At 54.7% G+C, this 26,100-nt stretch carries 21 protein-coding genes and 1 pseudogene; 11 read left to right on the plus strand and 11 right to left on the minus strand.

Features of this window, described 5'->3' with window-relative positions; genetic code table 11:
* The 6 genes from VKV29_RS10035 to VKV29_RS10060 all read right to left on the minus strand — a co-directional run.
* The coding region (locus VKV29_RS10035) for a hypothetical protein (protein WP_324201168.1) at positions 1 to 255 on the minus strand (255 nt) is incomplete at its 3' end.
* Positions 256 to 505: 250 nt separating this feature from the next.
* Complete coding sequence (locus VKV29_RS10040) at positions 506 to 1,660, minus strand: RHS repeat-associated core domain-containing protein (RefSeq protein WP_324201169.1); 1,155 nt, start codon at positions 1,658 to 1,660, stop codon at positions 506 to 508.
* A gap of 294 nt (positions 1,661 to 1,954) precedes the next feature.
* Positions 1,955 to 3,004: a transglutaminase domain-containing protein gene (locus VKV29_RS10045; RefSeq protein WP_324201170.1), complete on the minus strand. Its 1,050-nt coding sequence runs from the start codon at positions 3,002 to 3,004 to the stop codon at positions 1,955 to 1,957.
* Positions 3,001 to 3,723, minus strand: a complete 723-nt coding sequence (locus VKV29_RS10050; RefSeq protein ID WP_324201171.1) for an endonuclease/exonuclease/phosphatase family protein — start codon at positions 3,721 to 3,723, stop codon at positions 3,001 to 3,003. Before VKV29_RS10050 ends, VKV29_RS10045 begins: the two co-directional genes overlap by 4 nt.
* A gap of 14 nt (positions 3,724 to 3,737) precedes the next feature.
* Positions 3,738 to 4,310: a CDP-alcohol phosphatidyltransferase family protein gene (locus VKV29_RS10055; RefSeq protein WP_324201172.1), complete on the minus strand. Its 573-nt coding sequence runs from the start codon at positions 4,308 to 4,310 to the stop codon at positions 3,738 to 3,740.
* Between the two features lie 5 nt (positions 4,311 to 4,315).
* Positions 4,316 to 5,113 (minus strand): phytanoyl-CoA dioxygenase family protein, encoded by a 798-nt coding sequence (locus VKV29_RS10060; RefSeq protein WP_324201173.1) that lies wholly within the window; start codon positions 5,111 to 5,113, stop codon positions 4,316 to 4,318.
* 339 nt (positions 5,114 to 5,452) lie between these two features.
* Between VKV29_RS10060 and gyrB the strand changes: the two genes are divergently transcribed.
* From gyrB to VKV29_RS10100, 8 genes are all read left to right on the plus strand, one after another.
* Positions 5,453 to 7,525 carry a DNA topoisomerase (ATP-hydrolyzing) subunit B gene (gene gyrB / locus VKV29_RS10065; protein ID WP_324201174.1) on the plus strand — a complete coding sequence of 691 codons (2,073 nt, stop codon included), beginning with the start codon at positions 5,453 to 5,455 and terminating at the stop codon, positions 7,523 to 7,525.
* Between the two features lie 111 nt (positions 7,526 to 7,636).
* Positions 7,637 to 9,712, plus strand: a complete 2,076-nt coding sequence (locus VKV29_RS10070) for an amylo-alpha-1,6-glucosidase (protein WP_324201175.1) — start codon at positions 7,637 to 7,639, stop codon at positions 9,710 to 9,712.
* 99 nt (positions 9,713 to 9,811) lie between these two features.
* Positions 9,812 to 10,069 carry an NIL domain-containing protein gene (locus tag VKV29_RS10075; RefSeq protein WP_324201176.1) on the plus strand — a complete coding sequence of 86 codons (258 nt, stop codon included), beginning with the start codon at positions 9,812 to 9,814 and terminating at the stop codon, positions 10,067 to 10,069.
* A gap of 119 nt (positions 10,070 to 10,188) precedes the next feature.
* Positions 10,189 to 11,352, plus strand: coding sequence for an alpha/beta hydrolase (locus VKV29_RS10080; protein ID WP_324201177.1), 1,164 nt, complete (start codon positions 10,189 to 10,191; stop codon positions 11,350 to 11,352).
* Positions 11,353 to 11,418: 66 nt separating this feature from the next.
* Positions 11,419 to 12,498 carry an isocitrate/isopropylmalate dehydrogenase family protein gene (locus tag VKV29_RS10085; protein WP_324201178.1) on the plus strand — a complete coding sequence of 360 codons (1,080 nt, stop codon included), beginning with the start codon at positions 11,419 to 11,421 and terminating at the stop codon, positions 12,496 to 12,498.
* Position 12,499: 1 nt separating this feature from the next.
* Entirely contained in the window at positions 12,500 to 13,462 is a 963-nt protein-coding gene (mdh, locus tag VKV29_RS10090; RefSeq protein ID WP_324201179.1) for a malate dehydrogenase, read from the plus strand.
* A 74-nt stretch (positions 13,463 to 13,536) separates the two neighbouring features.
* The gene (locus tag VKV29_RS10095; RefSeq protein ID WP_324201180.1) at positions 13,537 to 15,690 is read left to right on the plus strand and encodes a PQQ-binding-like beta-propeller repeat protein; all 2,154 of its coding nucleotides are present in this window, start codon (positions 13,537 to 13,539) and stop codon (positions 15,688 to 15,690) included.
* A complete protein-coding gene (locus VKV29_RS10100) occupies positions 15,687 to 17,531 on the plus strand; it encodes a sodium:proton antiporter (protein ID WP_324201181.1) in 1,845 nt (614 codons plus the stop codon). The genes VKV29_RS10095 and VKV29_RS10100 overlap by 4 nt, the downstream gene beginning before the upstream one ends.
* A gap of 22 nt (positions 17,532 to 17,553) precedes the next feature.
* Here the strand turns inward: VKV29_RS10100 and VKV29_RS10105 are convergent, their stop codons facing one another.
* The 5 genes from VKV29_RS10105 to VKV29_RS10125 all read right to left on the minus strand — a co-directional run bounded on the left by VKV29_RS10105 (position 17,554) and on the right by VKV29_RS10125 (position 24,160).
* Positions 17,554 to 19,101 carry a phytoene desaturase family protein gene (locus tag VKV29_RS10105; protein WP_324201182.1) on the minus strand — a complete coding sequence of 516 codons (1,548 nt, stop codon included), beginning with the start codon at positions 19,099 to 19,101 and terminating at the stop codon, positions 17,554 to 17,556.
* A gap of 63 nt (positions 19,102 to 19,164) precedes the next feature.
* Positions 19,165 to 19,683: a peroxiredoxin gene (locus VKV29_RS10110; RefSeq protein WP_324201183.1), complete on the minus strand. Its 519-nt coding sequence runs from the start codon at positions 19,681 to 19,683 to the stop codon at positions 19,165 to 19,167.
* Positions 19,684 to 19,784: 101 nt separating this feature from the next.
* Positions 19,785 to 20,750 carry an aldo/keto reductase gene (locus tag VKV29_RS10115; protein ID WP_324201184.1) on the minus strand — a complete coding sequence of 322 codons (966 nt, stop codon included), beginning with the start codon at positions 20,748 to 20,750 and terminating at the stop codon, positions 19,785 to 19,787.
* Between the two features lie 89 nt (positions 20,751 to 20,839).
* Positions 20,840 to 23,089, minus strand: a complete 2,250-nt coding sequence (locus VKV29_RS10120) for a hypothetical protein (protein ID WP_324201185.1) — start codon at positions 23,087 to 23,089, stop codon at positions 20,840 to 20,842.
* Positions 23,090 to 23,269: 180 nt separating this feature from the next.
* Positions 23,270 to 24,160 (minus strand): farnesyl diphosphate synthase, encoded by an 891-nt coding sequence (locus tag VKV29_RS10125; protein WP_324201186.1) that lies wholly within the window; start codon positions 24,158 to 24,160, stop codon positions 23,270 to 23,272.
* 130 nt (positions 24,161 to 24,290) lie between these two features.
* Here VKV29_RS10125 and pdxT point away from each other — a divergent pair, with 130 nt between their 5' ends.
* The 3 genes and pseudogenes from pdxT to VKV29_RS10140 form a co-directional block, all read left to right on the plus strand.
* Positions 24,291 to 24,902 carry a pyridoxal 5'-phosphate synthase glutaminase subunit PdxT gene (pdxT, locus tag VKV29_RS10130; protein ID WP_324201187.1) on the plus strand — a complete coding sequence of 204 codons (612 nt, stop codon included), beginning with the start codon at positions 24,291 to 24,293 and terminating at the stop codon, positions 24,900 to 24,902.
* A gap of 34 nt (positions 24,903 to 24,936) precedes the next feature.
* Entirely contained in the window at positions 24,937 to 25,704 is a 768-nt protein-coding gene (locus VKV29_RS10135; RefSeq protein ID WP_324201188.1) for an SDR family oxidoreductase, read from the plus strand.
* A 304-nt stretch (positions 25,705 to 26,008) separates the two neighbouring features.
* Positions 26,009 to 26,100: pseudogene (locus tag VKV29_RS10140) on the plus strand (RNA-binding protein); the annotation flags it as partial.

The raw sequence follows: 26,100 nt of genomic DNA on the forward strand, positions 1-26,100 counted from the left end.
CAGGAGCATGTAAAGCTCCTTATCATAGGTGAGGGCCATCAGTGCCGGTTCTTGGTAGTCCTTTTCGAGGTAATACCAGTTATATTGATAGAGAAGGCAGGCCTGAGGATGAGATTGGAGCCATTGTTGGGCGCGTGTTTGAAGTTGTTGGAAGTGGGCTTGGCCTAGTCCCTGTTTTTCCCATTCATAGAAGAGGGCATCTTCATAGTCAGCGGTTTCCCACCAAAGGGAGGAGGGTTGGAAGTTTTGGGGCACGAAGGTGTAGAAGGTTCCTTTCTCGAAAGCATTGTATCGGAGGAAGGCAGCGCCGAAGGCATCTCCTGGAGGGAGGAACACTCCACTAAAGATGTGTTTTTTAAAAAAGCGTTTTGTTTTCAGGAAGGGTAGTGTTTGGGGTATGAGCGAGAGCATAGGGCATTTTGGTTGTGTGGTTTTATGTATCAATTTCTATTCTACCATCTGGGTAGAGGCGGAATTTAACGTCGGGTGTTCTGTATTGAAGGTCTCAGTGGGGGCCATGCAATGAATGATTCGAATCAGGGTGCAGAGAAGGACCGTTAGGTTTTTTAAACCAGTTGCCCTTCAGGCCTATTTGTTCCCACTCACTTTCTTCTGGTAATCCTTGAAAGGGCGCATTCGGGCGGTCGAAATGAAACTGCGGAACGGGCTGCCCTTGTAACTCAGGCGGTACATCTGGCCCAGAGAATGTTCTTGGTAGTGCCGTAGCACTAAGCGATGGTGGGGCTTCCACGGGGCAGCTCAGTGCTCCCACAGCATCTCCAGCAGCACCGGCCAAATCTCCTGCCTCGCTCGCAAGACCTCCCACCGCGGAGGCTTCTCCTGCCGCCGGGGCTGCAGCCCCTGCTAATAAACTCCCAACAATCCGACCACAGGCTTCGGGATCGTTGGCCATGGAAAGCGTGTTGATGGCATTCTTTAACCCATTAAGGAGCGCAGCAGGAACACAGCCGATACCACAATGCAAGGCTAAGGACATAAGGTTACCTAGACCAGGGCAGGCTTCGGGATGTGTCATACAGAGGACGGTCTCGGCTCCTCCTTCTGCTTCTCCGGCGAGGAAACGTCCAACATCTCCCCAATAGCTCATTCCAGTAGGGTCAATGAAGGCAAGGGGGTTATTGGCGGCGTAGCCGTAGAGGTTAAGGCTGCCGGCATAGCCTAAGGGGTCACGACTGAGGAAGCGACCGCTGAAACTGTCGTAGTAGCGGGCACCGAGGCGATAGAGACCGGTTTCGGCGTCCCGATAGTAGCCCCATTGGCCTCCGAAGCCGGCGTAGGGGTCTGAAAGGTCTAGAGGGCCGCCGTAGCAGTAACCGTAGGCATCGTAGCTAACAGGGCCGTTGAGGATGCCACCGTAGGTTTCGGCAATGCAGTTGCCGAAGGGATCGAAGGCGTAGAAGCGGTCGGCGCCTTCGCTGTGGCGGGCGCAAAGGCCGTTTGGCCCCCAGGTGTTGATGGCTACGATGTTCCCGTTACCGTCAAGCTCGCAAAGGGGCGAGATGCCGAGGTTAAGGAAGTAGCGCGTGCCGGACGGGGTGTGCTTGGCGATTCGCTGGCCGAAGGGGTCTTCATCGTAGGTGATCTGTTGCTGACCGGCGTTGATAATAGACTGAAGCTGGTTGCGTGCGTTCCAGGCCAACTGGTAGGAGCCTGTTAAGACGGGGTTGCCGTTGGGGTCGTAAGTCCATGCGGTGTTCTGGTTGTCGGGGTTATAGCCGAAGGCTTGTGTGCGCAGTTGGGTAGGGTTGCCTACGGCGTCGTAGAGATGTCGGTAGCTAAAGCCGGGTAGGTTGCCGTTGCGGCTTACGGGCAGGGAGGTTCCGCTGTTCTGTTCGGAGAGGAGCTGCCCTAGGGCATCACATCCTCCTAACCTACCTGACGGTTAGGAGGACGCTATTGCTGTGTTGGGGTGTGAATGGAGGCAGAGCAAACTTCAGCTAGAAGAGCCGGAGGGTGAGCACAACAGAACCTTAAATTGAAGATGCCAGTTTACAGGTAGGGCTTTTCCATCCGCTTCGGCGTAGGGATAGATGAAGTAGTTTAATGGGCCGGCCTTTTGAGGGGGTGAGAGCACGATGTCTCGTCCTCGAGACATATCTACAGCGGTTCGAGGCAGGAAGAGAGCCCCGAAAAGCTTGTTGGCCATTTGAGGGTAGCCGTGGTCGTTCCATCGAATCGCATCCGCGGCATCCATCGGCATCCAGCCCCTGTGCGGAACGTCGGCCCAAACCCAACAATGGTATCCGCCGATGGTGCCTTCGGTAGGTAGAGGGATAGGGGCCGGAATGCCGGTGAGAGGAAACCCAAAGGCGATATAGGCCGGAATACCGAGGCTGCGCAGAAGAGAGACCAGCACACTGTGAATATCGGAACAGTTGCCTTTTTTGTAGCTACAAACAAAGGCCACGTCCCCCTTACCGTACTCAGGTGAGGAGTCGCTATAGTCATAACGAAAGTGTTGTGTAACGTAGGCGAAAATGCGCTTGGCTTTATCGTAAGGGGTGGAGGCGGAAACGGTCTGTTGGCGGGCGAGAGCGGCGTAAGTGCCTCCGACAGGCACAAGCCGATCCGGCTGCAGAAACAGGGCAGAGAGCGATGGAACAGTTCGCTCCGATGGCAACTGAGGAGAGGCATAGCGTGTAACGACCCAACTTACCTCAACCGAGATGGGTTGTTGGTTGGGATGATCGAAAACGAGATAGGCCATCCGGTTGTGATAGCGCCCCTCTTGGGTGAGACGGTAGGGCACCGGGGCGTGGATGGAGAGCTGCACAATGCGTTGCCGAGGGCCATCAGACGGAATCGGTATCCATAGTCGTATCTGTTTTATTTCAAGGCATGGCGGCTGCAGGGTGATGGTTTCGGTGAACTGCGTAGTAAGCGCTTGAGGGTTTACAGGCGGCAGGTTTTGGGCGCGAGAAGCCGATGCGATCCAAAAGGCCAGGAAGGCGGTAGCGCAAAGGGGGCGGCCGTTCGATTTCACAGGTCTACTCCTCTAAAAGTAACGTTCTTTTCGGGCAGGAAGGCCAAATCCACAATGACCGGCAGATGGTCGGATGCAAGCCAGATAACCCGTTCCGCGCCGAGCACGCGAAAGTTAGGGGTGTGAAAAATGTAGTCTATGCGCACTTGCGGGTTAAAAGCGGGAAAGGTCGCGAAGGGCGCCGATAGCATGGAAGCATCCTGAAGCGGTGTATTTTCCAAAAGGATATGGACGGGAAGGGATTCGGGGTGGTCGTTTAAATCACCGCAGAGCAGGTAAGGGGAGGGGGTACGCTTTAGGTGTTTTGAGAGCACTTTCGCTTGCCGAATCCGCTCGGAGGGCTGAAGTCCCCAGTGCGTATTGAAGACGGTAATGGGGCCAACGGGGGTTTGGAGGCGGCATTCAAGCGCCCCACGTGGCTCGCGTTGAGAAGGGAGACGGTGGTGATAGACTTCGAGGACAGGCCAGCGTGAGGCAATGGCGTTGCCGAACCCCCAGAAGCAGAGGCCGAAACAGCGTTGGAAACAGAGGCGCATTTGAAGCTCATGGGCGAGACGGCGAGGCTGGTTGGAGAACCGAGAATGCGGAAGGAAGGCGTGGACTTCCTGAAGGCAGATGACATCGGCTCGCAACTGGTTTAGGTGGGAGGCGATGCGGGAGATGGAAAAACGTCCATCAACACCAAAACCGCCGTGCATATTGTAACTAACGATACGCATCTGTTAGGACATCTTCAACCGGATTGAGAGCGGCGTAGACGGTAGGCGTGAAAACAGCTCGCAACATCGTGCTGCCAGCCCGGCAGAAGCAGTTTTATCGCCAAAGCGTCAACAAAGCTTATAATACCTGCTCCGATGGCTAAACCTATCCAGGGGGAGGCACTCCGATAGATCAAAAGGGCATAGATGGCGAGAAAGAGAGTAATGCCCCAAAGTTTTGCGCTATAGGCATGTAGGGAGGTGATGCGGCGATATTTAACATAGTCGTAAAGATAGGAGAAAATCTGGAGACCAAGTTGGAGCGCAATCCAGAAAAGATAGGGCCGGAGAAGCTGGCGTCGTGTCTGCCAAAGAGTGAGGAGTATCCAGCCAAAATACCAGGCATCGGCACGACTGTCGGCTATGCGGAGGGCGGGCGTCGCGATTTTGAGCTGGCGGGCGATGACGCCATCAAAGATGTCGGAGATAAAGGCCACAAGGAGCGCTAAGGCAATCCAGCCGGAAGGGGCGCCGATGTGGGTCAGCCAAAGGAGGGTAGGGCCTAGCGCCACACGCAGTGCGATGAGCAGAGGAGGGGTGTAGCGCATGGTTTCTACTCGATGCGGTTGCGGCGATAAATCTGGCGCACCCGTTCCGGCCAGCTTTCCCAGGTGGCTTTGGGAATGGTCACCGGTTCCGCGTGGGTGCAGGCGCGCTGGTAGACGATGGCCAACATGGGGCGCGGGTGAGGGGAACGGTTGGGCATGCCTCGATGCCACGTACGAAGGTCTCTGAGCACAGCGGAGCCTAAGGGCACATTCATTCGCACCGAGGGCATTGCAGCAGCCCGGCTTTCAAGTTGGGCGGCCTCCTCCGCAGAGGAGTCTACGATGAGATGCGTGCCCGGCCATACCTCTGTGCTACCGTTTTCCTCGTTGAAGTCACATAGAGGAACGTTGAGGACGATATGCGTTGGCGGATGGGGAACCGGAAGCGCCGACCCAAAAATGGGAGGGTGATCGCGATGTACCGGCTGTAGCTCTGAGCCGGGGTAGGCCGTGTTGGTATGATAGAAGCAACAGATGAAATCGGGGCCGAGCAGCTTTTCTAAGAGCGGGATAAGCAGTGGATGTGCCACAAATTCGACGTTGGCGAAGGGGGCAACGAGCGGTGGAAAGAAGCCGATATGGTTTTTCCCGAACGCCTTCTTGTTAAGCTGCTCGAGACCGCCGTGTGCCTGGATATGCCGTTCGAGAGCCTTTTGGAAGGCCTGAGCCAACCGCTCGATCTGTTGGGGGGTGTAAAGCCCGGAGATGGCAACGAAGCCGGCATCATGAAAGTGCTGCAGAACGCTTCGCGTTGCGCTTGCAGACAGCTTATCTCCCTCAAGCTCTAATGTGTGTAGATGCATAAGCTACAGCTCCAAAAGTTTTGAAAGCGTGTGGTTGGTGCGCTGAAACCGTTTGGCGTCTTTGTAGGGAAGGCCTGTTTACGGTTCCCAGCAGTTTGGCAGGTGTACCAAGGTTATTCTTATTTCTAGAAGGCTAGCGAAAAATCCTGCTTCCTAAGAACACCCCGATCTGCTAATATGCATTGACTCAATTGCGTATTTTTTCTTGGAAGGCTGCCGCACCCTGTGGCCTAGGCGATATTGGCAGAGGTAGCAATCGAATATATTTACTTTTGTCTACTTTTATGCTATACTATGTCCGTGCTTGCGAAGATTTAGAATGTGTGAGAGGAGTTGTGCATGGCACTTGAGAAGGAAGAGGAGAAGATACTTTCGGTTTCCGAGGAAGAGCTGAGCGCAATTGGGCGCGTAACGGGTAGCTATAGTGCCGATCAGATTCAGGTTTTGGAGGGACTAGAGGCCGTTCGCCGTCGCCCGGCCATGTACATCGGGAGTACCGATGCGAAGGGGCTTCATCATCTTTTCGTGGAGGTAAGCGATAACGCGATTGATGAGGCGTTGGCGGGCTACTGCAACCGCATTGATGTAACCCTTCACGCGGATGGTTCCGTCTCCGTGAGAGACAACGGCCGTGGCTTCCCGGTAGACATTAACCGAGAGTACAACATGCCCGGGGTGGAATTGGCTCTCACTCGGCTTCATGCGGGAGGAAAGTTCGATAGCGGAGCCTACAAGGTTTCTGGTGGGCTGCACGGTGTAGGCGTGTCTTGCGTGAACGCGACATCCGATTGGTTGGAAGTGACGGTATGGCGCGATAAGAAGGTCTACTATATTCGCTTTGAAAGAGGGGTAACAACGGTTCCCCTGAAGGTCATCGGCACGGCCAAGCCGAGTGAGCACGGCACGCTGGTTCGTTGGCATGCAGACCCGGAGATTTTCGGAAAGCATCAGTACGACGCCGAGCGCATCGAGCGGCGTTTGCGGGAGCTAGCCTATCTCAATCCCACGGTCACTTTAACCTTCACCAACGAGCGCGACCTTCCAACGGACGTAGAGCCTGGCAAGTTGCCCATGCCGGAGACGAAGGTGTTTCATTATCCCAAGGGGCTGGCCGAATTCGTGCAGCATCTTAACGAGACGAAGGAGCCGTTGCACAAGCCCATCTATTTCAACGGGATTCGCGAAACCATTATTGTGGAAGTCGCCATTCAGTATAACATGGGCTACCAAGATACGATCTTGACGTTTGCCAACAACATCAACACTCCCGATGGCGGCACCCACCTCTCCGGGTTTAAGACGGGGCTTACCCGTGTGTTGAACAACTACGCGCGCAAGGCCGGGCTTTTGAAGGAAAAGGATGCCAACCTCACGGGCGATGATGTGCGGGAGGGGCTTTCTGCGGTTATCTCGGTGAAGCTTCATCACCCACAGTTCGAGTCGCAAACAAAGGTTAAGCTGAGCAACCCGGACGTGGAGGGGGCGGTGAACTCGGTGGTGGGCGAGAAACTGGCGGAGTATTTGGAGGAGAACCCCTCGGTTGCCAGGCGCATTATCGAGAAGGCGCTTACCGCCCAGCGGGCGCGTGAGGCGGCTCGACGGGCGGCCGAACTGGTGAAGCGCCAGAGCGCTCTCGAGACGCACTCCCTGCCCGGTAAGCTGGCCGACTGCACCGAGCGCGACCCAAGCAAGTGCGAGCTTTTCCTCGTAGAGGGCGACTCGGCAGGTGGCTCGGCAAAGCAGGGGCGCGATAGGCGCACACAGGCCGTCCTTCCCCTGAGAGGAAAAGTGTTGAACGCCGGCAAGACGCGGGTGGATAAGGTGCTTGAAAACGAGGAGATACGCGCCATCATCACCGCGATAGGTACCGGCATTACCTACGGCGAAGAGGAGAACGGGGAGGCCGAAGAGGAGAAGAACGGAAACGGAAAGGGCTTTGATCTCTCGAAACTACGCTACGATAAGATCATCCTCATGAGCGATGCGGATGTGGATGGCGACCATATTCGCACGCTGCTGCTTACCTTCTTCTGGTACTACATGCGTCCGCTCATCGAAGAAGGCCATGTTTATGTGGCGCAGCCACCTCTCTATCGCATAAAGGTGGGGCGCAATGAGCAGTACTACGCCAAAGATGAGGCCGAGCGAGACCGCATTTTGAAGTCGTTGCGAGGGCGAAGAGATGTGGTGGTTCAGCGTTTTAAAGGGCTGGGAGAGATGGACGCAAGCGACCTCGCCGAAACGACCATGGACCCCAACAAGCGCCAATTGGCGCGTGTGCAGATCGACTCGGAAAACCTCACTGCCGCTATCGAGCTGTTCGATATCTTCATGAGCGATAAGGTCGAGCCGCGTCGTGACTTCATCATCGCGCACGCAAAAGAGGTTACCGACGTTGACTGGCACGGATAGGCGGTGGCGATAGACACGGAAAATTAGCAGGATTTTCCTGCCTCGATTTTGAAGTTTACCAGCAGCTCCTCAGGAAAGAGGAGCTGTAATTTTTTTTCAGGGAGGGAAAGGATGAGCGAGGGTGTGTTGGGGAAGAGCGATATTGTGTTCGATGCAGCGTTGCTCCAAAACGAAACCGAGGCGATGAAGCGTGAGTGGTTGGTAACGAACGGTATAGGAGGGTACAGTTCGGCGACGCTGGCAAACGCAAATACCCGTCGGTATCATGCGCTTTTAGTGGCCGCTCTCAAGCCACCGGTTGGTAGATGTGTGCTCCTTTCAAAGCTTGAAGAGACATTGGTTGTGAAACGGGGAGACCGAGAGGAGCGGTTTGAGCTTTCTGCCAACCTTTATCCGGGCACAACGCACCCGACGGGGTATCGGTGGCTCGAGGAGTGGCGTATGTTGCCTGCACCCTCCTGGACGTGGCGCGTTGATGAAGGCATTAAAATCGGTAAACAGGTGTGGATGCCGAGGGGGCACAATGCGGTGTATGTGGCCTATTCCGTTTCGGAAGCGCCGGCGGATGTGGAGATGCGGTTGGAGCTTGTGCCTCTGTTGGCCTGGCGAGACTATCATTCCGAGATGGCTGCCACCTCCTCTACACCTCTGGCGATATGGTGTGAAACGAATCGCTGCTTACGATTGCGTTTGCCACAGATCGAGGGGATAACGGAGGCGCCGGTGCCGCTTCATCTGCGCCTTTGTAGAAGGGATGGACAGCCTTATGAGGCGGCCTCTTTCTCCGCAAATGCCTGTTGGTACTACCGTTTCCTGCATCCTCGTGAGCAGGAGAGAGGGCTTGACTTTTGCGAAGACCTTTTTTCGCCTGGAGTCTTCACCCTACCGATCTCTTCTGATCAACCCCTTGTGGTGGAGGGAGGTATTGAACCGCTTGATCTGCCCACACCGGCAGAGAGCCTAGATGCGGTAGGCGAGGAACAGCAGCTTTTGCTGACACAGTGTCTCGATGCCGATGCTTTTGAGGCGCGTTTAGTGCTTGCAACGCGCGACTTCCTTGTAGAACCGCCGGAGGGGCGTGCGACGGTTATAGCCGGATACCACTGGTTTACCGACTGGGGACGTGATACGATGATCGCCCTTCCCGGCCTCTGCTTAACGACCGGAAAGGTGCCGTTTGCACGCGCTATTTTACGGAGTTTTGCGCAGTTCGTAGATCAAGGCATGATTCCAAATCGCTTTCCCGATGTGGGTTCGCAGCCGGAATATAACACGGTAGACGCCTCCTTATGGTTTATTCTCGCCGTTTGGCGCGTCCACAAAACGGGGCAGGAGAGCGCATTTCTTGAGGAGCTATGGCCGGCTCTTCAAGCGATTATAGAGGGTTATCGGAAGGGCACGCGCTATAACATCCATGTAGATACGCGCGATCACCTCCTCTATGCGGGGGTGGAGAGGGTGCAGCTAACCTGGATGGACGCCAAAGTGGGTGACTATGTGGTGACGCCGCGTATCGGTAAGCCGGTGGAGATTAATGCCCTTTGGTACAATGCGCTTCGATGTGTGGCCGACATCGCGCGAAGCATGGGCAAAACGATCGATGCCCAGCGCTACGACGAGGAGGCCGAAAGAGCGAGGGAGGGTTTTCAAGGTCGCTTTGCCCGGGGCGATGGGCTTGGGCTGTACGATGTGCTCGACACGCCGCCGCATGGCGAGCCAGATGGGGCTATTCGACCTAACCAGATATTTGCTTTAAGTCTGCCGTTTCCGCTGTTCAGTGCCTCGCACCCCACCGCGCAGGCGATACTGCGCACGGTACAGAGCCAATTGCTAACACCGTTTGGCCTGCGGACGCTTGCACCGGACGACCCGCACTATGCCCCACGCTATGAAGGGGATGTGTGGCATAGGGATACAGCCTATCATCAGGGGACGGCTTGGCCTTGGTTGTTGGGGGCTTTTGCCGAGGCGGTATGGAAGGTGACGGGTAGCAGGGAGGAGGCGCGTAGGGCGCTGCTGCCATTGTCCACACAGATGGAGGTTTATGGGGTGGGATCGTTGCCGGAAATCTATGATGGTAGTGAACCACAGCGTCCAAACGGTTGCATTGCGCAGGCATGGAGCGTTGCCGAGGTCTTAAGGGTGCTGAGAGAGTTGAGAAGCGAAGGGGAAAAGGAACGTTCCTAAAGGTAGGGTACAATGAATGCGCAACAGACATTGGGCTTTTGTCGCGCCCAGCGGATCGCCTATCGAGGTGTGGCAAGCGCGGTTAAGGAGGCGAGCAGAATGACAGCGAAGCGTTCGGTGCGTGTGCGGTTGGACTATCCGTTGAATCGAGTGGCCGAGCCGGTGGTTTATCATCTCGTTACCGAATTTCGGTTGGTGCCCAATATACGTCGTGCTCAGATAGACAGTCGTGTGGGGGGCTGGATCGCGTTGGAGCTGGACGGCACTGCGGAAGATTTAGAGGCGGCCATGAACTATCTGCGCGATTTGGGCATTACCGTAACTCCCATTGATGAGACCGAGGATTGGAATGTCTGAGGGAGAATATCGCTTTTGAGAACAATACCCTAACCGAGGAGAGCCGAGTGAGGAAAAGTGGATTATGGTATGTTTTCTTTTTGATGGCATTGCTTCTCTGTGCTGAGTGCCTTATATCTATGGCCTATGCTGATAATCTTACCCCTCTCCTCTTAAAGCAGCGCCTAGCAGACAATCCAACCGGTGCGGCGGCGGAACAACTGGCCGAGCAGGTGCGAAACTGGTTTGGTTCTACGGAGATAAAGGATGGGGCTCCTCCACGAGTGGAAGGCCTAACAACCGCCTGGGCGATTGAGGCCGCCGATGCCACCGTGCCGCCGAAAGTGGTTTCGGATAACGGGCGATATACCATTCCGCTGCAACGCATTGGGCAAACCCCCATCTACGCGGCGGTGGTGGATTTGCCCAATGGGGCCGGTATGATTTGGACCTATGAAGTGAACGGGCAGCGAAAACGCTCCGGGAATTTAGAGGTCTATACAAAGGAGCCGGAGACAAACTACGACCCTCACGTCGCCCATGGAAAGCTGATCCAGATGCCGGAGTGGCACAGCAGCATCTTTGCGGGCACGGTGCGCAACTGGTGGATCTATGTTCCGGCCGAGTACACGCCGGAACATCCTGCCTGTGTGATGGTATTTCAGGATGGAGGCTACTACAAGAACTTTGTTCCCAACGTTTTTGACAACCTTATTGCCAAGCGTGAGATGCCGATTACCGTGGGGATTTTCGTTGACCCCGGTCATTTTCCCGACAACCATATAAGTGCCGGTGAGGAGCGTAGTTTCGAGTATGACACCCTGTCCGACCAATACACGCGTTTTCTGTTGGAGGAGATATTCCCTGCGGTCGAGAAGGTCGTAAGGTTGCGTGAGGATGCGGCGAGCAGAGCCATTGCGGGCATAAGCAGCGGAGGCATTTGCGCCTTCACGGTGGCATGGAACCGCCCCGATCAGTTTAGTAAGGTAATGTCGTGGGTTGGTAGTTTTACCGATCTGGCAGCGGGGAAAACTCTGGTTGAGGGTGGGCATAACTATCCTTTCTTAATTCGCCGACTTCCGAAAAAGCCCATTCGCGTCTTTTTGCAGGACGGCTCGCACGATCTCGACAACATTGCGGGCAATTGGCCTTTATGCAACCAACAGATGGCCAAGGCGTTAGCGTTTAAGGGCTACGACTATGAGTTTGTGTTCGGGGAGGGATTTCATAGCGGCGCACAGGGCGAGGCGATCTTGCCAAGTACCCTGCGCTGGCTATGGCGCGACGTCCCGATAGACCCTTAAGAGAGTCGTAAAGGCTCGTCTAACGATTTTAAATAATCAACACTACGGAAAGAGGAGTTCTGTGAATTGGCTTACAATGTAACGCTTATTCGTGGAGATGGAACCGGCCCCGAACTGGTGGAGGCCGCTCGGCGTGTGCTTGAGGCAACCGGAGTTCCGTTTAATTGGGACATCCAGGATGCCGGCATAGATATTATGGAGAAGGTGGGAACCCCCCTTCCTCCTGCGGTACTCGAATCGATTCGACGCAACAAGGTCGCCCTCAAAGGGCCTATCACCACACCCATCGGCACCGGCTTCCGCTCGGTGAATGTGACCTTGCGGAAGGAGCTTGATCTGTATGCCTGCTTGCGCCCCTGCAAGTATTACCCGGGCATAAGGTCGAAGTATACCGATGTGGATTTGGTGGTGGTGCGTGAGAACACCGAAGACCTCTATGCGGGGGTGGAGTACGATGTGGGCACGCCGGAGGCAAGGCAGATCATCGAGATGGCCGGTCCCGGCAAGATTCGCGAGGATGCGGCGATCTCGATCAAGCCCATCTCGATCTCCGGGTCGCGTCGCATCATCAAATTCGCCTTCGAATATGCGCGGGCTTACAAGCGGAAAAAGGTGAGCGCGGTCGCCAAGGCCAACATTATGAAGTATACCGACGGTCTTTTCTTCCGCGTGGGGCAGGAGGTTGCCAAGGAGTATCCGGACATCGAGTATCAGGAGGTGCTGGTAGACAACATGTGCATGCAGTTGGTGCAGAAGCCGGAACTGTATGATGTGTTGGTGCTGCCCAACCTCTACGGTGACATTCTATCTGATCTCTGTGCCGGCTTGGTGGGCGGGTTAGGCGTGGCGCCTGGGGCAAACATTGGCGATGAGATCGCCCTCTTCGAGCCTACGCACGGCTCTGCCCCTAAATATAAGGGCATGAACAAAGTGAACCCAACTGCGCTTATTCTCTCCGGAATGATGATGCTGCGCCATTTGAAGGAGTACGATGCGGCAGATCGTCTGGAGCGGGCTGTGGCTGCCGTGATCGCGGAAGGGAAGTATGTGACTTACGACATGAAACCAGATCGGAACGACCCTACCGCCGTAGGTACCTCGGAGATGGCCGACGCCATTATCCGTAAGCTAGAGGAGATGCATTAATATGCGACGCAAGGTGACTATTGTAGGAGCTGGGCAAACCGGCGCCACCCTGGCACACTGGCTGGCTCTTCGCGGCGATGTGGATATCGTGCTCTACGACATTGTGGAGGGCATGCCCCAGGGAAAGGCGCTGGATTTACAAGAGGCGATGCCCATTATCGGCTCGGATGCGCGCATTGTGGGCACGAACGGGTGGGAAGAGACGGCCAATAGCGATATCGTGGTGATTACAAGCGGCCTCCCGCGCAAGCCCGGCATGAGCAGGGATGACCTGCTGAAGGTGAATGCGGAGATTGTGGGCAGCTGTACCAAGGAGGTTGTGGCACGCTCTCCAAACAGCATTCTTATTTTGCTCACCAATCCGCTGGATGCCATGTGTCACGTAGCGCTGCATGTTAGCGGTTTCGAGCCACGGCGCGTATTCGGGCAGGCGGGTATTCTCGACACCGCCCGTTTTCGAACGTTCCTTGCTTTAGAAGCAAATGCAAGTGTGACGGATGTGAACGCCTATGTGCTTGGTGGCCATGGTGACGATATGGTTCCCCTTTTGGGAAGCACCAATATCGGTGGGGTGCCTGTCGAGAAGCTCATTCCTCCAGAACGCATAGCGGCCATCGTAGAGCGTACCCGCAAGGGGGGCGGGGAGATCGTGTCGTTACTCAAAACAGGGAGCGCCTACTATGCCCCTTCTGCGGCGTTGGCGCAGATGATCGATTCCGTTCTTAACGATAGAAAGCGCATTTTGCCCTGTTCGGTCTACACCGGCAAGAACGGCGGAGGGTATGGCATTGATGATCTGTATCTGGGGTTGCCGGCAGTTATCGGCGCTTCGGGCGTAGAAAAGATCGTTTCTGTGGAGCTGACCCCTGCAGAGCAGGAGGCTCTGCATCGTTCGGCCGAATCGGTGCGGAATCTGGTAGAGGCCCTGAAGGGGTTTGATCCACCTCTGCTGCCGCGCGATTGACACGATGTTAGGGAAGCCCGCCGAGATGCAGTTCATGGCGGGCTTCCTTTCCTCTCAGCTAAGGGAGTGATGCTATGCGTTTTCGATGGCTGGATGTGTCGCTGGGGGCGATTCTTATTGTCGTGGTTATGGTCTTTCTCCCCATTCAAGCTCTGTCACAGGGGCAGGAGAGGCGCGATTTTGTGTTTCTCGACATTACCGATACGCATCAGACCGCAGAGGGGAGTACAAAAGCGCTTCGCGACCTGGTATCTCAGGCGATTGCTATGTCTCCGCGTCCGGCATTTGTCATTGACACCGGTGATATTACCGAATCGGGGCGCCCGGAGGAGTATGCCGCTTTCAAGGAGGCGATCGCTCCTCTTGTGGAGGCCGGTATCAAGTTCTACGCCGTGCCGGGCAATCACGATGTGAGGTGGTGCCCGCTGGGTAAGGAAGGTTTCGAGCAGCAGTTTGGTAAGCTGTACCAGTCGTTTGATTACGAGGGGGTGCACTTCGTTTTACTCGATACAACGGTGCTTTTGGAACATTGGGGGCATTTCGATCAGAGTGAGTTAGACTGGCTCGCCCGCGATCTCAAACATGTTCGACCTGAGACCCCGATCTTTGTGTTCATGCACCATTGGATCGGCCGAGATGCGCCCGATGTACGCATGGTTGACAACGAGTATGATCTGCTTCATTTACTGAACGGCCATAATGTGGTGGCGATTTTCACCGGACATGGCCACCAGAATCTCGAGTGGAAGACCAACGGCATTGAGACCCTCATGGTAGGGGCGTTGTATAACGGTGGGCCTTTTTGTAGAGTCCATGTACGCCCGGATTTGGTGACGTTAGAGAGAGGTTCCTCGGAAAAACCAGGAGCTTTTGTAACGATTGCTTCCCTGCCGATCAATCCGCCACGCCCTTCCCAGTTGCGGGCCGGCTGGGACGACCCGGATGTGCCTTATCTTGCCCGCCGCAGAATCGCTGCCCTGCTCGATCCGCGTTCGCCAGAAGATGACCCCTCGAAAGAGAGTGCGGAATACCGCATTGACAGCGGACCCTATCGGCCTATGGAGCAGGATTCACGGGATATATGGCATGTGGTCTTCCCAACGGCGCCGATTCCGGTTGGGGTACATTCTAGCGATGTGCGCTTAACAACAAGCAACAAGGTAACCTACAGCGACGAACTGATTTTTGAGGTTGAGCGCGATGACCCACGAGAGCCGTCACGAGAGTGGGCAATCAATTTGGGAGATGCCATTCAATCTTCTCCGCTGCTTTATGGAGACACCCTTTACGTTTCCTCGCTAGATCATAAAGTCTACGCGCTAAATGCCACGACCGGCAAGACACGATGGTCTTTTGCAACCAAAGGCGCCGTGTTAGGCTCTCCGGTAATCTCGGATGGCACCCTTTACATCGGCTCGACCGATCACTACTTCTACGCTTTAGATGCACGTACGGGAAAGCTTTTGTGGCACTTTGATTCGGGAGACCCGATTTTCTCGACGGCGGGAATTACCGCCGGTGTGGTTTGCTTTGGTGGGAATAAGAAGATTTTCGGCCTTGATGCAAAGACCGGAAAGCTGTTGTGGACGACACCGGCAAATGGGTTCTTTCAGTCGCGGGTAGCTGCCGACGATAGCACTTTCTATATGGGCGACTGGGCAAACACCTTTTATGCGATTGATGCGAAAACAGGCACACCGCGTTGGGAAGACCATGTGGGGCGATTGTTCTACTTCTCTCCCGCGATCTCCGCTCCGGCATTGGGGGATGGCAAGGTATACGTGTGTTCCGATGACGGCGTGCTTCATGCTTTCGATACGAAGACCGGCAAGGAAGTATGGGCGGTTCATGCACCTAGTGGAGACGACGTTTTCGGTTACTCCTCACCCACCGTGCTTGGGGTAACGATCTTTGTGGCGGGGCTAGGGCCAAAAGGCAATGTTTATGCGTTAAGTACGGCCAACGGGCAGCCCATATGGGTGTCGGCGATAGGGCAGACCATCTACGATTCCTCGCCGTCTTTGGCACCGGATGGGCACTCGTTGGCCATTATGGGGGTAAGGGGGCATGTGGCCGTGCTCAACGCCGACGATGGAAAACCTCTCTGGAGTTATGAGCTAGGTCCGGGCAATATTTTCTCGACACCAGCCTATGATGGCAAAACGGTATATACGACCACAATGGCCGATGATGTGCAGGCTATTGCTGCTCCTAAAGATGTAAAATGACCGAGGTTTTGCTGGAAAAGCTTGCGCTGATCGTTCTTTTGGGGACGCTTGCCCAATGGGCGGCCTGGAAGCTGAGACTGCCCTCTATTTTGTTGCTTTTGCTTACGGGCATTGTAGCAGGGCCTGTAATGGGAATTGTCCGTCCAGAGCGGATTTTGGGCGATCTGCTGTTACCTTTTGTCTCGTCTGCTGTTGCCATCGTGCTATTTGAAGGGGGATTAAGCCTAAAATACCATGAGGTTCGCCAACACGGTTGGGTTGTGGCAAGTCTGGTGAGTGTGGGGGTGTTAACAAGTTGGCTGCTAGGAGTATGGGGGGCACACTATCTTGCCGGAATGGGCTGGCCAATTGCCGTGCTGACGGGAGCCATTTTAGTGGTTACCGGCCCCACGGTGATAGGGCCTCTCCTTCAGCAAGTACGTCCGAAGGGGCCTGTTGGGGCGATTTTGAAATGGGAGAGCATCATCATAGACCCAATTGGGGCCGCCTTGGCGCTGTTGGCGTTTCAAGTTGTTTTCGGGGTAGACATCCATCGTCCCGAGCTTTTTGTGTTGAAAAGTACACTTGTCACGCTATTTTATGGAAGTAGTATTGGAATAGTAGCTGCTCTCTTGTTGGTTCTAGCCCTACAACGTTACTGGATCCCCGATCAACTGCAAAGCCCCTTCACGCTTGCGTTAGTGCTGGCGGCAAACGCGTTGGCCGAACATTTTCAGCCGGAATCGGGGTTGCTTGCTGTGGTCGTAATGGGCATCGCTTTAGCCAATCAACAGGTGGTTAACGTCGAGCATATCGTGGAGTTTAAAGAGACCTTACGCACCTTGTTGCTAGGTATGTTATTTATTGTGCTGGCGGCGCGGCTAAGACCCGGCGAAATGTTCGGTCATTTTGCGCAGGATATACTGTACACCGCGTTCGTGCTGTTTGTGGTACGCCCCATTGTCGTGCTCCTCTGTACGTTTCGTTCTCCGTTACGCTGGCCTGAGCGGTTTTATTTAATGTGGACGGCACCACGAGGAATTGTGGCGGCATCGGTTTCATCGGTGTTTGCTTTGAAGCTGGCGAGTGTGGGGCACTTCGAGGCCGAGCGGTTGGTGCCCACGGTGTTCTGGGTGATTCTGTGTTCGGTTACGTTGGCCGGATTCACTTCACGGGCGATGGCGATACGGCTGGGTTTGGCACAGAAAGAGGCACAAGGCATTCTCTTTTTAGGTGCCAGCTTGGGCGTACGCGAAATGGCAAAGGTTTTGAAAGCCGAGGGATTGCCGCTGCTTCTGGCAGATACCAACCCGACCAACGTACTTAGCGCTCGCATGGAGGATTTACCGGCATTGAGAGCCAATATACTCTCCAGTACTGCTCGAGAGACGCTTGACCTCGAAGGTATAGGGCGGCTCCTCGCATGTACTCCTAACCACGAGGTGAACACGCTTGCTGTACTGAGATTTAGAGCCGTTTTCGGTCGCGCCGAGGTCTATCTGCTTCCGCCGGAAGGCTTGGGCAGAGGCGGGCAGAAGGAAGAAGCGGTGCACCCCTACGGGCGCTATCTGTTTCGTGGAGAACTGACGAGCGCGCAGCTTGAAGAGCTTTTCATGCGAGGAGCCACGATCAAGCGGACGGCATTCACCGCGCAGTTTACTTACTCCGACTATCTGCAGCACTATGGAGAGAGTGCTATCCCGCTGTTTCTTATCGGAGATAACCATCGTGTACACATAGCGGCTGAAAATCCTCTGCCGATACCGAAAGAGGGGCATGTTTTGATCAGCCTGATCCGTCCAGAGGTAGATTTATCCCATACTCACATAGGGGCTGTCGAGACAGGGAAGAGGGTCACTTAGATGCACGGCACGCCGTTTCGCATTAGCCCGTTTTGACTTTCGCGCGGGGATAGTCTTTTCTAATAAGCTCTGCCGTTAACTTTCCCGAGGTGAGTACGATGGGTACCCCTCCGCCCGGGTGGGTAGAGGCACCGACGAAGTAGAGGTTTGCTATCTCTTCGCTGCGGCTATGAGGGCGGAAATAGGCAGATTGAAGGAAGGTTGGGGTTAGGCCTCCATAGGCTGCACCGGCATAGCAGCCATAAAGCTGCTCGAAGTCTGCAGGGGTAAACCATCGTTCGAACACGATGTGTTTGTGAAGATTGGGAATGAGACCAAGTCGTTCCAATTTCCCTATGGTGCGATCTCGGAGGACCGGCGCCATGGCGTCCCAGCGAATTTCACTTTGTGTATTGGGGCAGGGCACGAGGATGTAGAGCACATGATGGCCAGGCGGTGCCAAGTTCGGATCGGTATGTGTGGGCACACAAAGGTGCATGGCTGGATCGTTTGGCAGAACACGCCTCACAAAGATATCCTCGAGGACTTCATCGTAATTTTCTGAGAGGACGATAGAGTTATGAGGAAGGTTGGACAACGAAAGCCCTTTAACACCTAAATAGAGAAGAAAGCCAGAGCAGCCATACTCTTTTTGCGCCAGAGTTGCGTTGGAGTATTTACGGCGCAAGGCATTTGGGATCAGCTTCTGATAGGCGGTGGGCAGATCGAGATTGCAAATGACAGCGTCAGCGAGATGTTCGCAACCGTCGCTCGTGCGTACTCCTTTGGCGACGCGACCTTGAAGCGTTATCTGCTCAACCGGCAGGCAGTAGCGAATCTGACCGCCGAGTTCAAGGAAGAGCCGCTCCAGACCCCTTGCGAGGGTATAGGTGCCCCCCATGGGAAACCACACCCCAAACTCCATTTCCACATAGGGCAGTAGGGCGTAGATGGAAGGACAGCGATGGGGGCTTATTCCAAGATAGAGGGTTTGAAAGCTAAAAGCCTGACGCAGTTTTTCATTTGCCAGGTAGCGGCTTACCATTTGATAAACCGATTCTAGCGGCAGTGCTTTTAAGAGGCCTACCAGCGTTGTAGGATGGAGCAGATCGAGAGGCGAATTGAAGGAACGTTCGATGAAACGGTAGCGGGCGTTTTCGTATTTTGCTTTCATGGCCGCTAGAAGTGCTGGGATACGGGCGGCGTCGGTCGCCTCGATTTTACGCGCTTGCTGCACAAGACAGTCCATCTCCACCCCCATGTCAAGGGTGGTGCCATCGGGCCATAAGATGCGATAGGCCGGACACAGTTTGGTAAGAGGGAGGTAGTCTTGTGGATCGCGATTGCAGATGGAGAAAATTTCGTGCAGAACTTCGGGCATCATCAGCATGGTAGGCCCCATATCAATGCGGAAACCGGCTTCCTCTAGAACGTTCATTCTGCCGCCGGCATGTCTGTTTCGTTCAAAAATTGTGACTTTCCAGCCATGTCGGGCCAGATGAATGCCGGTGGCCAGCCCACCTAGTCCTGCCCCAACGATGATGGCACTAGGGCGCACCTCGTCCTGGTGTAGAGAGAGAGGCGGCGACATAGACTTAGAAGCGTCGTTATCGGTTTGAGACATATTGTCAGGGTAACTGTGCTGCATTGTGTTTTAAGGTTCAGGAATATGCGCGGTTTGCGACGGAACCGCACCGTTTTGTGCACTTGTATAGGGTGGTTCGTCGTGAAGAGACCGTAAAACCTGTAGAAGTTCGGCTATGTTCGGGTTTCCTCGGCAGGCGTAAGCGATGAGGCCTCTCTTGTCCACGATATATACCGTCCGTTTATTCATACCAAACCAGCCGCGGCACCCATAGGCTTTCGCTATCTTATGCCCCCAGTCGGAGATCAGTGGAAAAGGGAAGTCAAACTTTGCGGCGAAGAGGCGATGTTTGGAGGGTTTTGCGGGGTTGATACCCACAACGAGCGCGTCATGTTCCTGAATCTGGTTCCAGTGGTCTCGCAGAGCGCACAGTTGTGCGGTGCAGACTGGCGTGAAATCGCCGGGATAGAACACAAGTACCAGCCGTTTCTTGCCGCGAAAATAGGAGGTCGGCCAGGTTGTTCCGTCGGGCATAGGAATATCGAATTCCGGTGCAGGAACGCCTACGGATAGAAGTGACGCAGCCACCTAGAACCTCTCTTTGCACGATGTTTCATCAATCATATTACTCTTAAATGATTTGTTCGGTTCCTTTTTGAGAAGCCGGCAGCCGAACCATGCTAGGGCTTCTAGCCGTGGGCGATAAAAAGGATTTGATCGGCTGTAAGCGCGACATCGGCGGCGGTCATACTGTCTCGCACCTGCGCAACGCTGCGGCAGCCGACGATGGGGATGGTTGGAAACGGCTGTCCTCGAAGATAGCCGAGCACAATTTGCGTGATGGTAAGCCCGGTTTCCTGTGCCAGGCGCTGCATCCGTTGGAAGCGACGCGTGGTTTCGGGTAGGCGATAGAAACTCAAAAAGCCCGGGTTCATCTCATGAAGGGTGCCGTTGGCCATGCGATGGAAAAGCCCATAAGCTTGCGATTGAAAGGGAACGGCCGCCATGCCCGTCTCCTCATGGAAGAAAAAGCGCTCTTCATCCATCCAGCCGACCGTAGGATCGCCATAAGGATATTTTGCAAGAACCGCTGCGTTCCAGAGCACTTGGTCGGCAACGAAGCCTTGAAGTCCGTGCGATTTCGCATAGGCGTTGGCTGCCCGCAGACGTGGGGTTCTCCAGTTTGAGGCGCCAAACCAGCGTAGTTTACCGGCATCGCGTTGGGCGTTAAGAGTTTCAATGATGGCTTCGTAGGGCACGTCGGGGTCGTCCCGATGAAGCCAATAGAGGTCTATAATGTCGGTTTGAAGAAACTGTAGGCTTTCATCAAGGTCTTTTACAATCTCTTTTGGGGTAACGCGAGAGACATGCGGAGACTGGAGGTCCCAGTGACCTCCTTTTGTCGCAAGGATGACCTGATCACGGTTTTTACGCGATTGAATCCAGGCTCCGATCGTCTTTTCGCTGCGGCCTCTTTCTCCAGGAACCCAATCGCCGTAGACATGGGCGGTGTCGATGAAGTTGCCGCCGCACTCCACATAGGCATCGAGAATGCGAAAGGAGGTTTCACGATCAAGGGCTGTGCCGAATTCACCCGTTCCAAGGCAAATGGTGGAGGGGTAAAGATCGGTGCCGGGAATATTGATCAATGCCATGCTTTAAAAGTGCTCCATCCTCGAATGAAGGAATTGTACCCGATTTCCCGCTTGATAGCGGGGGCTTAGGTGGACTCGTCGCTCAAAGGTTACCAACGCGCAATGAAGGTAATGATGTGAGAGGGCATGCCTGTGAGAGTGTGAATGCCCAAAACACTGACAGGAAGTTCGGGAGTGTCACATGCAAGTTGAGCCTTCTTCGCTCGGACATGCAGCTCCCATGTTCCGTTGCGCATGTGCAGAGAGAGCAAGGAGCGTGCCTGACCTTTGGGATTGGCCGGAGCAAGCCAGACAGAGGTGGGGAACGTGGCGGGTTGGCCGTGTGTGGTTACCGGTGGATGCCCTGGATCGAGCAAGACCCAGGGAGCCGGTGAACCGTGGGGAGCACGACGTAGTTGCTGGCCTGTGTTCTCTGCAGTAGAGACCATTTTGATCAGGAGATTTTGAGAGTTTCGAATGGGTTTGCCATCGAGGGCGATGGCCATGAGAGCACCATAAGGCGTTGTGGTGGAGAGGCAGAGGGGGCCAATGCGGTAGGTTTTCTTTGGCTCGAAGGCGCCGGCGATCATCACAAACGAAGAGGTGCACACGGTTAGCAACCGATGAACCGAGTCGAAGTGAATCTGGGAAGTATCGCTAAGCCACTGACCGGTGAAGCGACTTTTAGGGTTTATAGGAGCGCCTCGATGATAGAGGTAGGCAAGAATTCGATCGAGTTTTTGGTTGTCTTGATCGGTGCCTGTTGGGGTAACAGTCAAAGGCTTGACAGTGGGGTGGCTTGTGCTATTGAGCTTGACGCACCACGCGAGACGGGCAAGGAGTTGTGTATCATAAGGCCACTGAAAAAGTTTGGGTTTAGGAAAGGCGAAGGTAACGGTGTTTTGAGCGGGCTGAATAAGGCCTGAAAGAAAAACACGGGCGGCGATGGCATAGAGACCCCAAATGGCCGGATCGCTCTGTTCGGAGTACATATTAAGCGCCATCGGGTTCGAATCGTTCGGCCCTTTATTGGTTTGATAGCCAAACAGCAGAACGGCGTCGTAATCCTGCAGGGCAGCGTAAGCGAGAACGAGCGGCACGGAAGAGCTACGCCAGCGATTCGGCCAGCCGACATCCCACTCTCGGATAACCACGGGCTTGTTGTCCCATCGGAGGGTAGCTGTGTAGGGGGCGAAGCCAAGGCCGCTGTCATTGGCGAGAGGGTCTTGATTACTGATATAAGAGAGCGTGCGATTTTGTGGATCGGGTAAAGAGGTTTCACCGTACCAGTTTTCGGCGGTGAAATCGCATTCTTCGGCGACGGCTGCCAAATCGGCCGGCGCATCGCTCGATACGACGGCCGTGATAGGGATTTTCACACCGATGCCGTGCAGATAGGCGACCATTTGGTGAAAGTAGGAGCGCTCTAGTGTGTAGAGAAACTCGACGCCGTCTTGAACGCGCTTTGGAGCGTGGCGCACATCAATGACGTTAGGGGGTAGATCGGTGGGAGGCGGTGTAAGCAGAGGGAGGTCTACGCTATTATTATTGGGGTCTTCGTCCGGGCGCAGAACCGGATAACCCTGAATATAGCCCCAGGAGGAGGCTAATTTTTCGCGATTGCCATAACGCGCGAGAAGCCATTGATTCCAGAGTTTCCTCAACTCGGTGCGATAGGGTTCTACGAGGTTATCGAGCTGGTCGGGCTGAAGGAAGAAACCACTTTCGTTACAGATTTCAAGCATGACAAGTTCGGGGTCATCCACAAGTTTCAGCCCGGTATAGGGATTCGTGTGGCATAAAAGGTCGTGAGCGTACTGTTGCTGGAGCTGGATAAGTTTGGGATCGAACATTGCGTAGGGGCGTGCTCCTCGGTGAAGCGCTGTGGCATTGGGCACGCCATCTCCCGGTTTGAAGCTGCGCAGGTCAAGAAGGTCAAGGTAATAGCAGATATGATACTGTTTCAGGGTAGCGATCCATCGGTCGAGGCGGTCGAGGTAGTGTGGATCGAAATGCAGGGAGTCGGGAGCATTTTCTGGGCCTAGCAAGCAGCCACGGTTGTCTATGGCCTCGAAGCGAACGAGATTGATGCCAGAATCGGCAAAAGTGCGGACGACGTTTTGTATCTGTGCGTCGGGAATATCGAGACGAGTGCTCGACACATTGATGCCCCAAAAGCGGGCGCGCGCGCCGTTAGCCCAATGGAAGTGTCCGTCCTGTCCTACCTTGAGAAAACCGTGGTCGTTGGGGGGCAGCAGGTCACGAAAGTTAACCATGCAAGAGGGGGTAGGAACAAACCCAGTTCCAAGTTCGGCGGCTTCTGGGTAACGATTAATGATAAATAGTAACAGAAGAAGCAAAGCACTCCGAAGAAGAGATTTCATCTGCCTACAGATAGGGGGGCGCAAGCGCCGTATAGCTCTTTCCAGACCTCTCATTTACTTCCGCTTCGCCGAAGATGACATTATTATGGCGAAAGAGCGAGAAAACTTCTCACTTCAAAAGACGGCCTACGTTTCGATGGAGTTATCTTGAACTTCTCAGATATCGCGCTCAACGATGAAATGGGCAATCGCGCGGAGGGGATCTGCCTTTTCGTCAAACCCCTGCAGTTGTTGAAGGGCGGCTTTCATCTCATGGCGTGCACGCTGACGCGACTCTTCGATTCCGAACAGGCGGGGGTAGGTGGCTTTATCCTGCTTCTGATCGCTCCCAACCGGTTTTCCAATACGCTCCTGATCGCCAACGATATCGAGAATATCGTCGGCAATTTGGAAGGCAAGCCCGATATGCTCCCCATAACGGCGGAGGGCTTCGATTTGGGAGGCGCTGCCACCGGCCAAAGTGGCCCCTGCTACGACCGAGCAGGTAAGTAGGGCCCCTGTTTTATGCGAGTGGATGTAGTGCAGGGTATCGGGCGTTACGTCTTGCCCTTGGGACTCCATATCCACCACTTGCCCTCCAACCATGCCCCATGTGCCTGAGGCTTTTGCCACGAGATGGAGGGTAGGCAAAACACGTTCTGGGGGCACGCTGGCAACATTCTCGGCGATCAGCTGGAAGGCCAATGCTAGCAGAGCATCGCCGGCAAGAAGAGCTAGGGCCTCACCAAAGATTTTGTGGTTAGTAGGGCGGCCACGGCGATAGTCATCGTTATCCATGCAAGGCAGATCGTCGTGAATGAGGCTAAAGACATGAATACACTCCAGAGCGCAGGCTGTCGGTAGAACCTGCTCCGCCGTGCCACCCACCGCTTCTGCGCCGGCGATGACAAGAATGGGACGGATGCGCTTGCCAGGTGCGAGCACACTATAGCGAATCGATTCGTGAAGACGCTGAGGGCGCTCTGAAAGAGATGGTAGGTAACGTTCGAGGGCCTGTTCGACAAGATGACGTCGGCTCTCTAAATATTCGGGCAGTGCAAACGACACGATAGGTCTCCACCGAGGTACGCGTTCCAGACAGGGTTTAGTATACTGTGCAGCCTCCAAAAAATCAAGGAGGAAGGAGAATCGCGGCGCCGTTTGGAGAGATGGTAGAGATTGAGATATAATGTAGGCCATGAAGGAGAAGAATGATATTACAATTGGGGTTTTGGCGTTACAGGGCGATTTCGAGGCGCATCTAAAAACGGTGCAACGGTTAGGTTTGCCGGCCAAAGAGGTGCGTACGCTACGCGACCTCGAACAGGTGGATGCGCTCATTCTGCCCGGCGGCGAGTCCACAACAATTGGGAAACTGCTGGCACGCACGGGTTTAGATGCGGCCATTCGCGATCGAGGGCATGCTGGAATGCCCATCTACGGCACTTGCGCCGGCATGATATTGTTGGCCCACACAATTGAGGGACGTCCGGAACAGCCAACGCTCGATTTAATGGATATTGCGGTTGCCAGGAACGCATTTGGTCGCCAAATCGAGAGTTTCGAGGCGGATATTCCCTTTGATTTCGGCGCGGAGATCGTTCCGGTGCGCGCGGTTTTCATTCGGGCGCCCTATGTAACACAGGTTGGGCCGAATGTGCAGGTACTCAGTAAGTTTCAGGATAAGGTGGTGGCCGTGAAGCAAGGCAACCTGCTGGCAACGGCATTTCACCCCGAGCTAACCGACAACCTGCGCATTCATGCACTGTTAGCCGAAATGGCGCGCAACTACAAAGCCGACACAGGCTAGCTCATAAAATAGACCTAAGGACAGGAGAAATTTCATGCGATTGAAGGACAAAGTGGCGCTCATAACCGGAGCGAGCAGTGGAATCGGCAAGGCCATTGCGGAGCGTTTCGCCGCAGAGGGGGCGCATGTTGCGGTGAACTATCTGCCGGTGGGCACGCAGGAGGCAGCCGCGGAAACGGAGGTTGCAACGTTTGGGGTTACGGGCATCGCGGTGCCCGGAGATGTGAGCAGACGTGAAGATGTAGAGGGGATGGTCGCCACGGTGGTGCAGCGTTTTGGGCGGCTGGATATCGCCGTGAACAACGCGGGCATCGAGATGAAAAAACCCTTTTTAGATTTAACCGATGAGGACTGGAACAAAATTTTAGCGGTTAATCTATACGGAGCGTTTTTAGTTTGCCAAGCAGCGGCACGGCAGATGGTGAAGCAGGGGCAGGGTGGAAAGATCATCAATATCTCTTCTGTACACGAAGATGTGCCGTTTCCGGGCTATGCCTCTTACTGTACCTCTAAGGGTGGGCTGCGCATGTTGATGCGCAATCTGGCTTTAGAGCTTGCTCCATATCAGATCAACGTCAATAACATTGCGCCAGGGGCCATTGCAACACCGATTAACCAGCAAGTGCTGGATGACCCCCAGGCGCGGGCCAATGCTATTAGCGAAATTCCTTGGGGACGTTTTGGCAAGCCGGAGGAGGTAGCTGCTGTGGCCGTGTTTCTCGCCAGCGACGAATCGAGCTATGTAACAGGCAGCACCTACTACGTGGACGGTGGTCTGACGCAACAGGTTACCAAATACTAGAAAATCCGCAGGCCCAGATTTTCAACGCTTTGTACCGTGCAGGTGGCGTGCTTGGCAAAGAGGCTTGTTGACATTTCTGGAAAGGTGTGGTATAGTATATCAACGGTTTCACAGTTTGAAGAACGGGTGCGGTTGGTTCGGTTGTGTGAGGAGGAGTTATCGGCCCCCATTGCATCTCCCTCGGTGCGCCTGCTTCCACTCCTGTTCGGAAAGTGTGACCGTATTGCAACGCGCCGTAGGCGCATGTGAAACCTAAGAGGGCGATCAATCTTTTAGGCGTCCTCTTTGTGTGAAGGAGTGAAGAATGTCTAAGCGCATCTATGTGGGAGGCCTGCCCTATTCCGCCACCGAGCGGGATGTGGAGGCTCTCTTCTCGTCAGCAGGTACGGTGAAAGA

Origin of the sequence: Chthonomonas sp., from assembly GCF_035294165.1 — a bacterium.
Taxonomy (GTDB): Bacteria; Armatimonadota; Chthonomonadetes; order Chthonomonadales; family Chthonomonadaceae; genus Chthonomonas.

What these genes read in the sequence shown, in the direction of transcription:
- mdh (WP_324201179.1), top strand. Translation starts at nt 12,500, where the DNA reads ATGCGACGCAAGGTGACTATTGTAGGAGCTGGGCAAACCGGCGCCACC.
- VKV29_RS10100 (WP_324201181.1), top strand. Translation starts at nt 15,687, where the DNA reads ATGACCGAGGTTTTGCTGGAAAAGCTTGCGCTGATCGTTCTTTTGGGG.
- VKV29_RS10115 (WP_324201184.1), bottom strand. Translation starts at nt 20,750, where the DNA reads ATGGCATTGATCAATATTCCCGGCACCGATCTTTACCCCTCCACCATT.
- VKV29_RS10105 (WP_324201182.1), bottom strand. Translation starts at nt 19,101, where the DNA reads ATGTCGCCGCCTCTCTCTCTACACCAGGACGAGGTGCGCCCTAGTGCC.
- VKV29_RS10135 (WP_324201188.1), top strand. Translation starts at nt 24,937, where the DNA reads ATGCGATTGAAGGACAAAGTGGCGCTCATAACCGGAGCGAGCAGTGGA.
- VKV29_RS10050 (WP_324201171.1), bottom strand. Translation starts at nt 3,723, where the DNA reads ATGCGTATCGTTAGTTACAATATGCACGGCGGTTTTGGTGTTGATGGA.
- VKV29_RS10080 (WP_324201177.1), top strand. Translation starts at nt 10,189, where the DNA reads ATGGCCTATGCTGATAATCTTACCCCTCTCCTCTTAAAGCAGCGCCTA.
- VKV29_RS10070 (WP_324201175.1), top strand. Translation starts at nt 7,637, where the DNA reads ATGAGCGAGGGTGTGTTGGGGAAGAGCGATATTGTGTTCGATGCAGCG.
- VKV29_RS10055 (WP_324201172.1), bottom strand. Translation starts at nt 4,310, where the DNA reads ATGCGCTACACCCCTCCTCTGCTCATCGCACTGCGTGTGGCGCTAGGC.
- pdxT (WP_324201187.1), top strand. Translation starts at nt 24,291, where the DNA reads ATGAAGGAGAAGAATGATATTACAATTGGGGTTTTGGCGTTACAGGGC.
- VKV29_RS10095 (WP_324201180.1), top strand. Translation starts at nt 13,537, where the DNA reads ATGCGTTTTCGATGGCTGGATGTGTCGCTGGGGGCGATTCTTATTGTC.
- gyrB (WP_324201174.1), top strand. Translation starts at nt 5,453, where the DNA reads ATGGCACTTGAGAAGGAAGAGGAGAAGATACTTTCGGTTTCCGAGGAA.
- VKV29_RS10060 (WP_324201173.1), bottom strand. Translation starts at nt 5,113, where the DNA reads ATGCATCTACACACATTAGAGCTTGAGGGAGATAAGCTGTCTGCAAGC.
- VKV29_RS10075 (WP_324201176.1), top strand. Translation starts at nt 9,812, where the DNA reads ATGACAGCGAAGCGTTCGGTGCGTGTGCGGTTGGACTATCCGTTGAAT.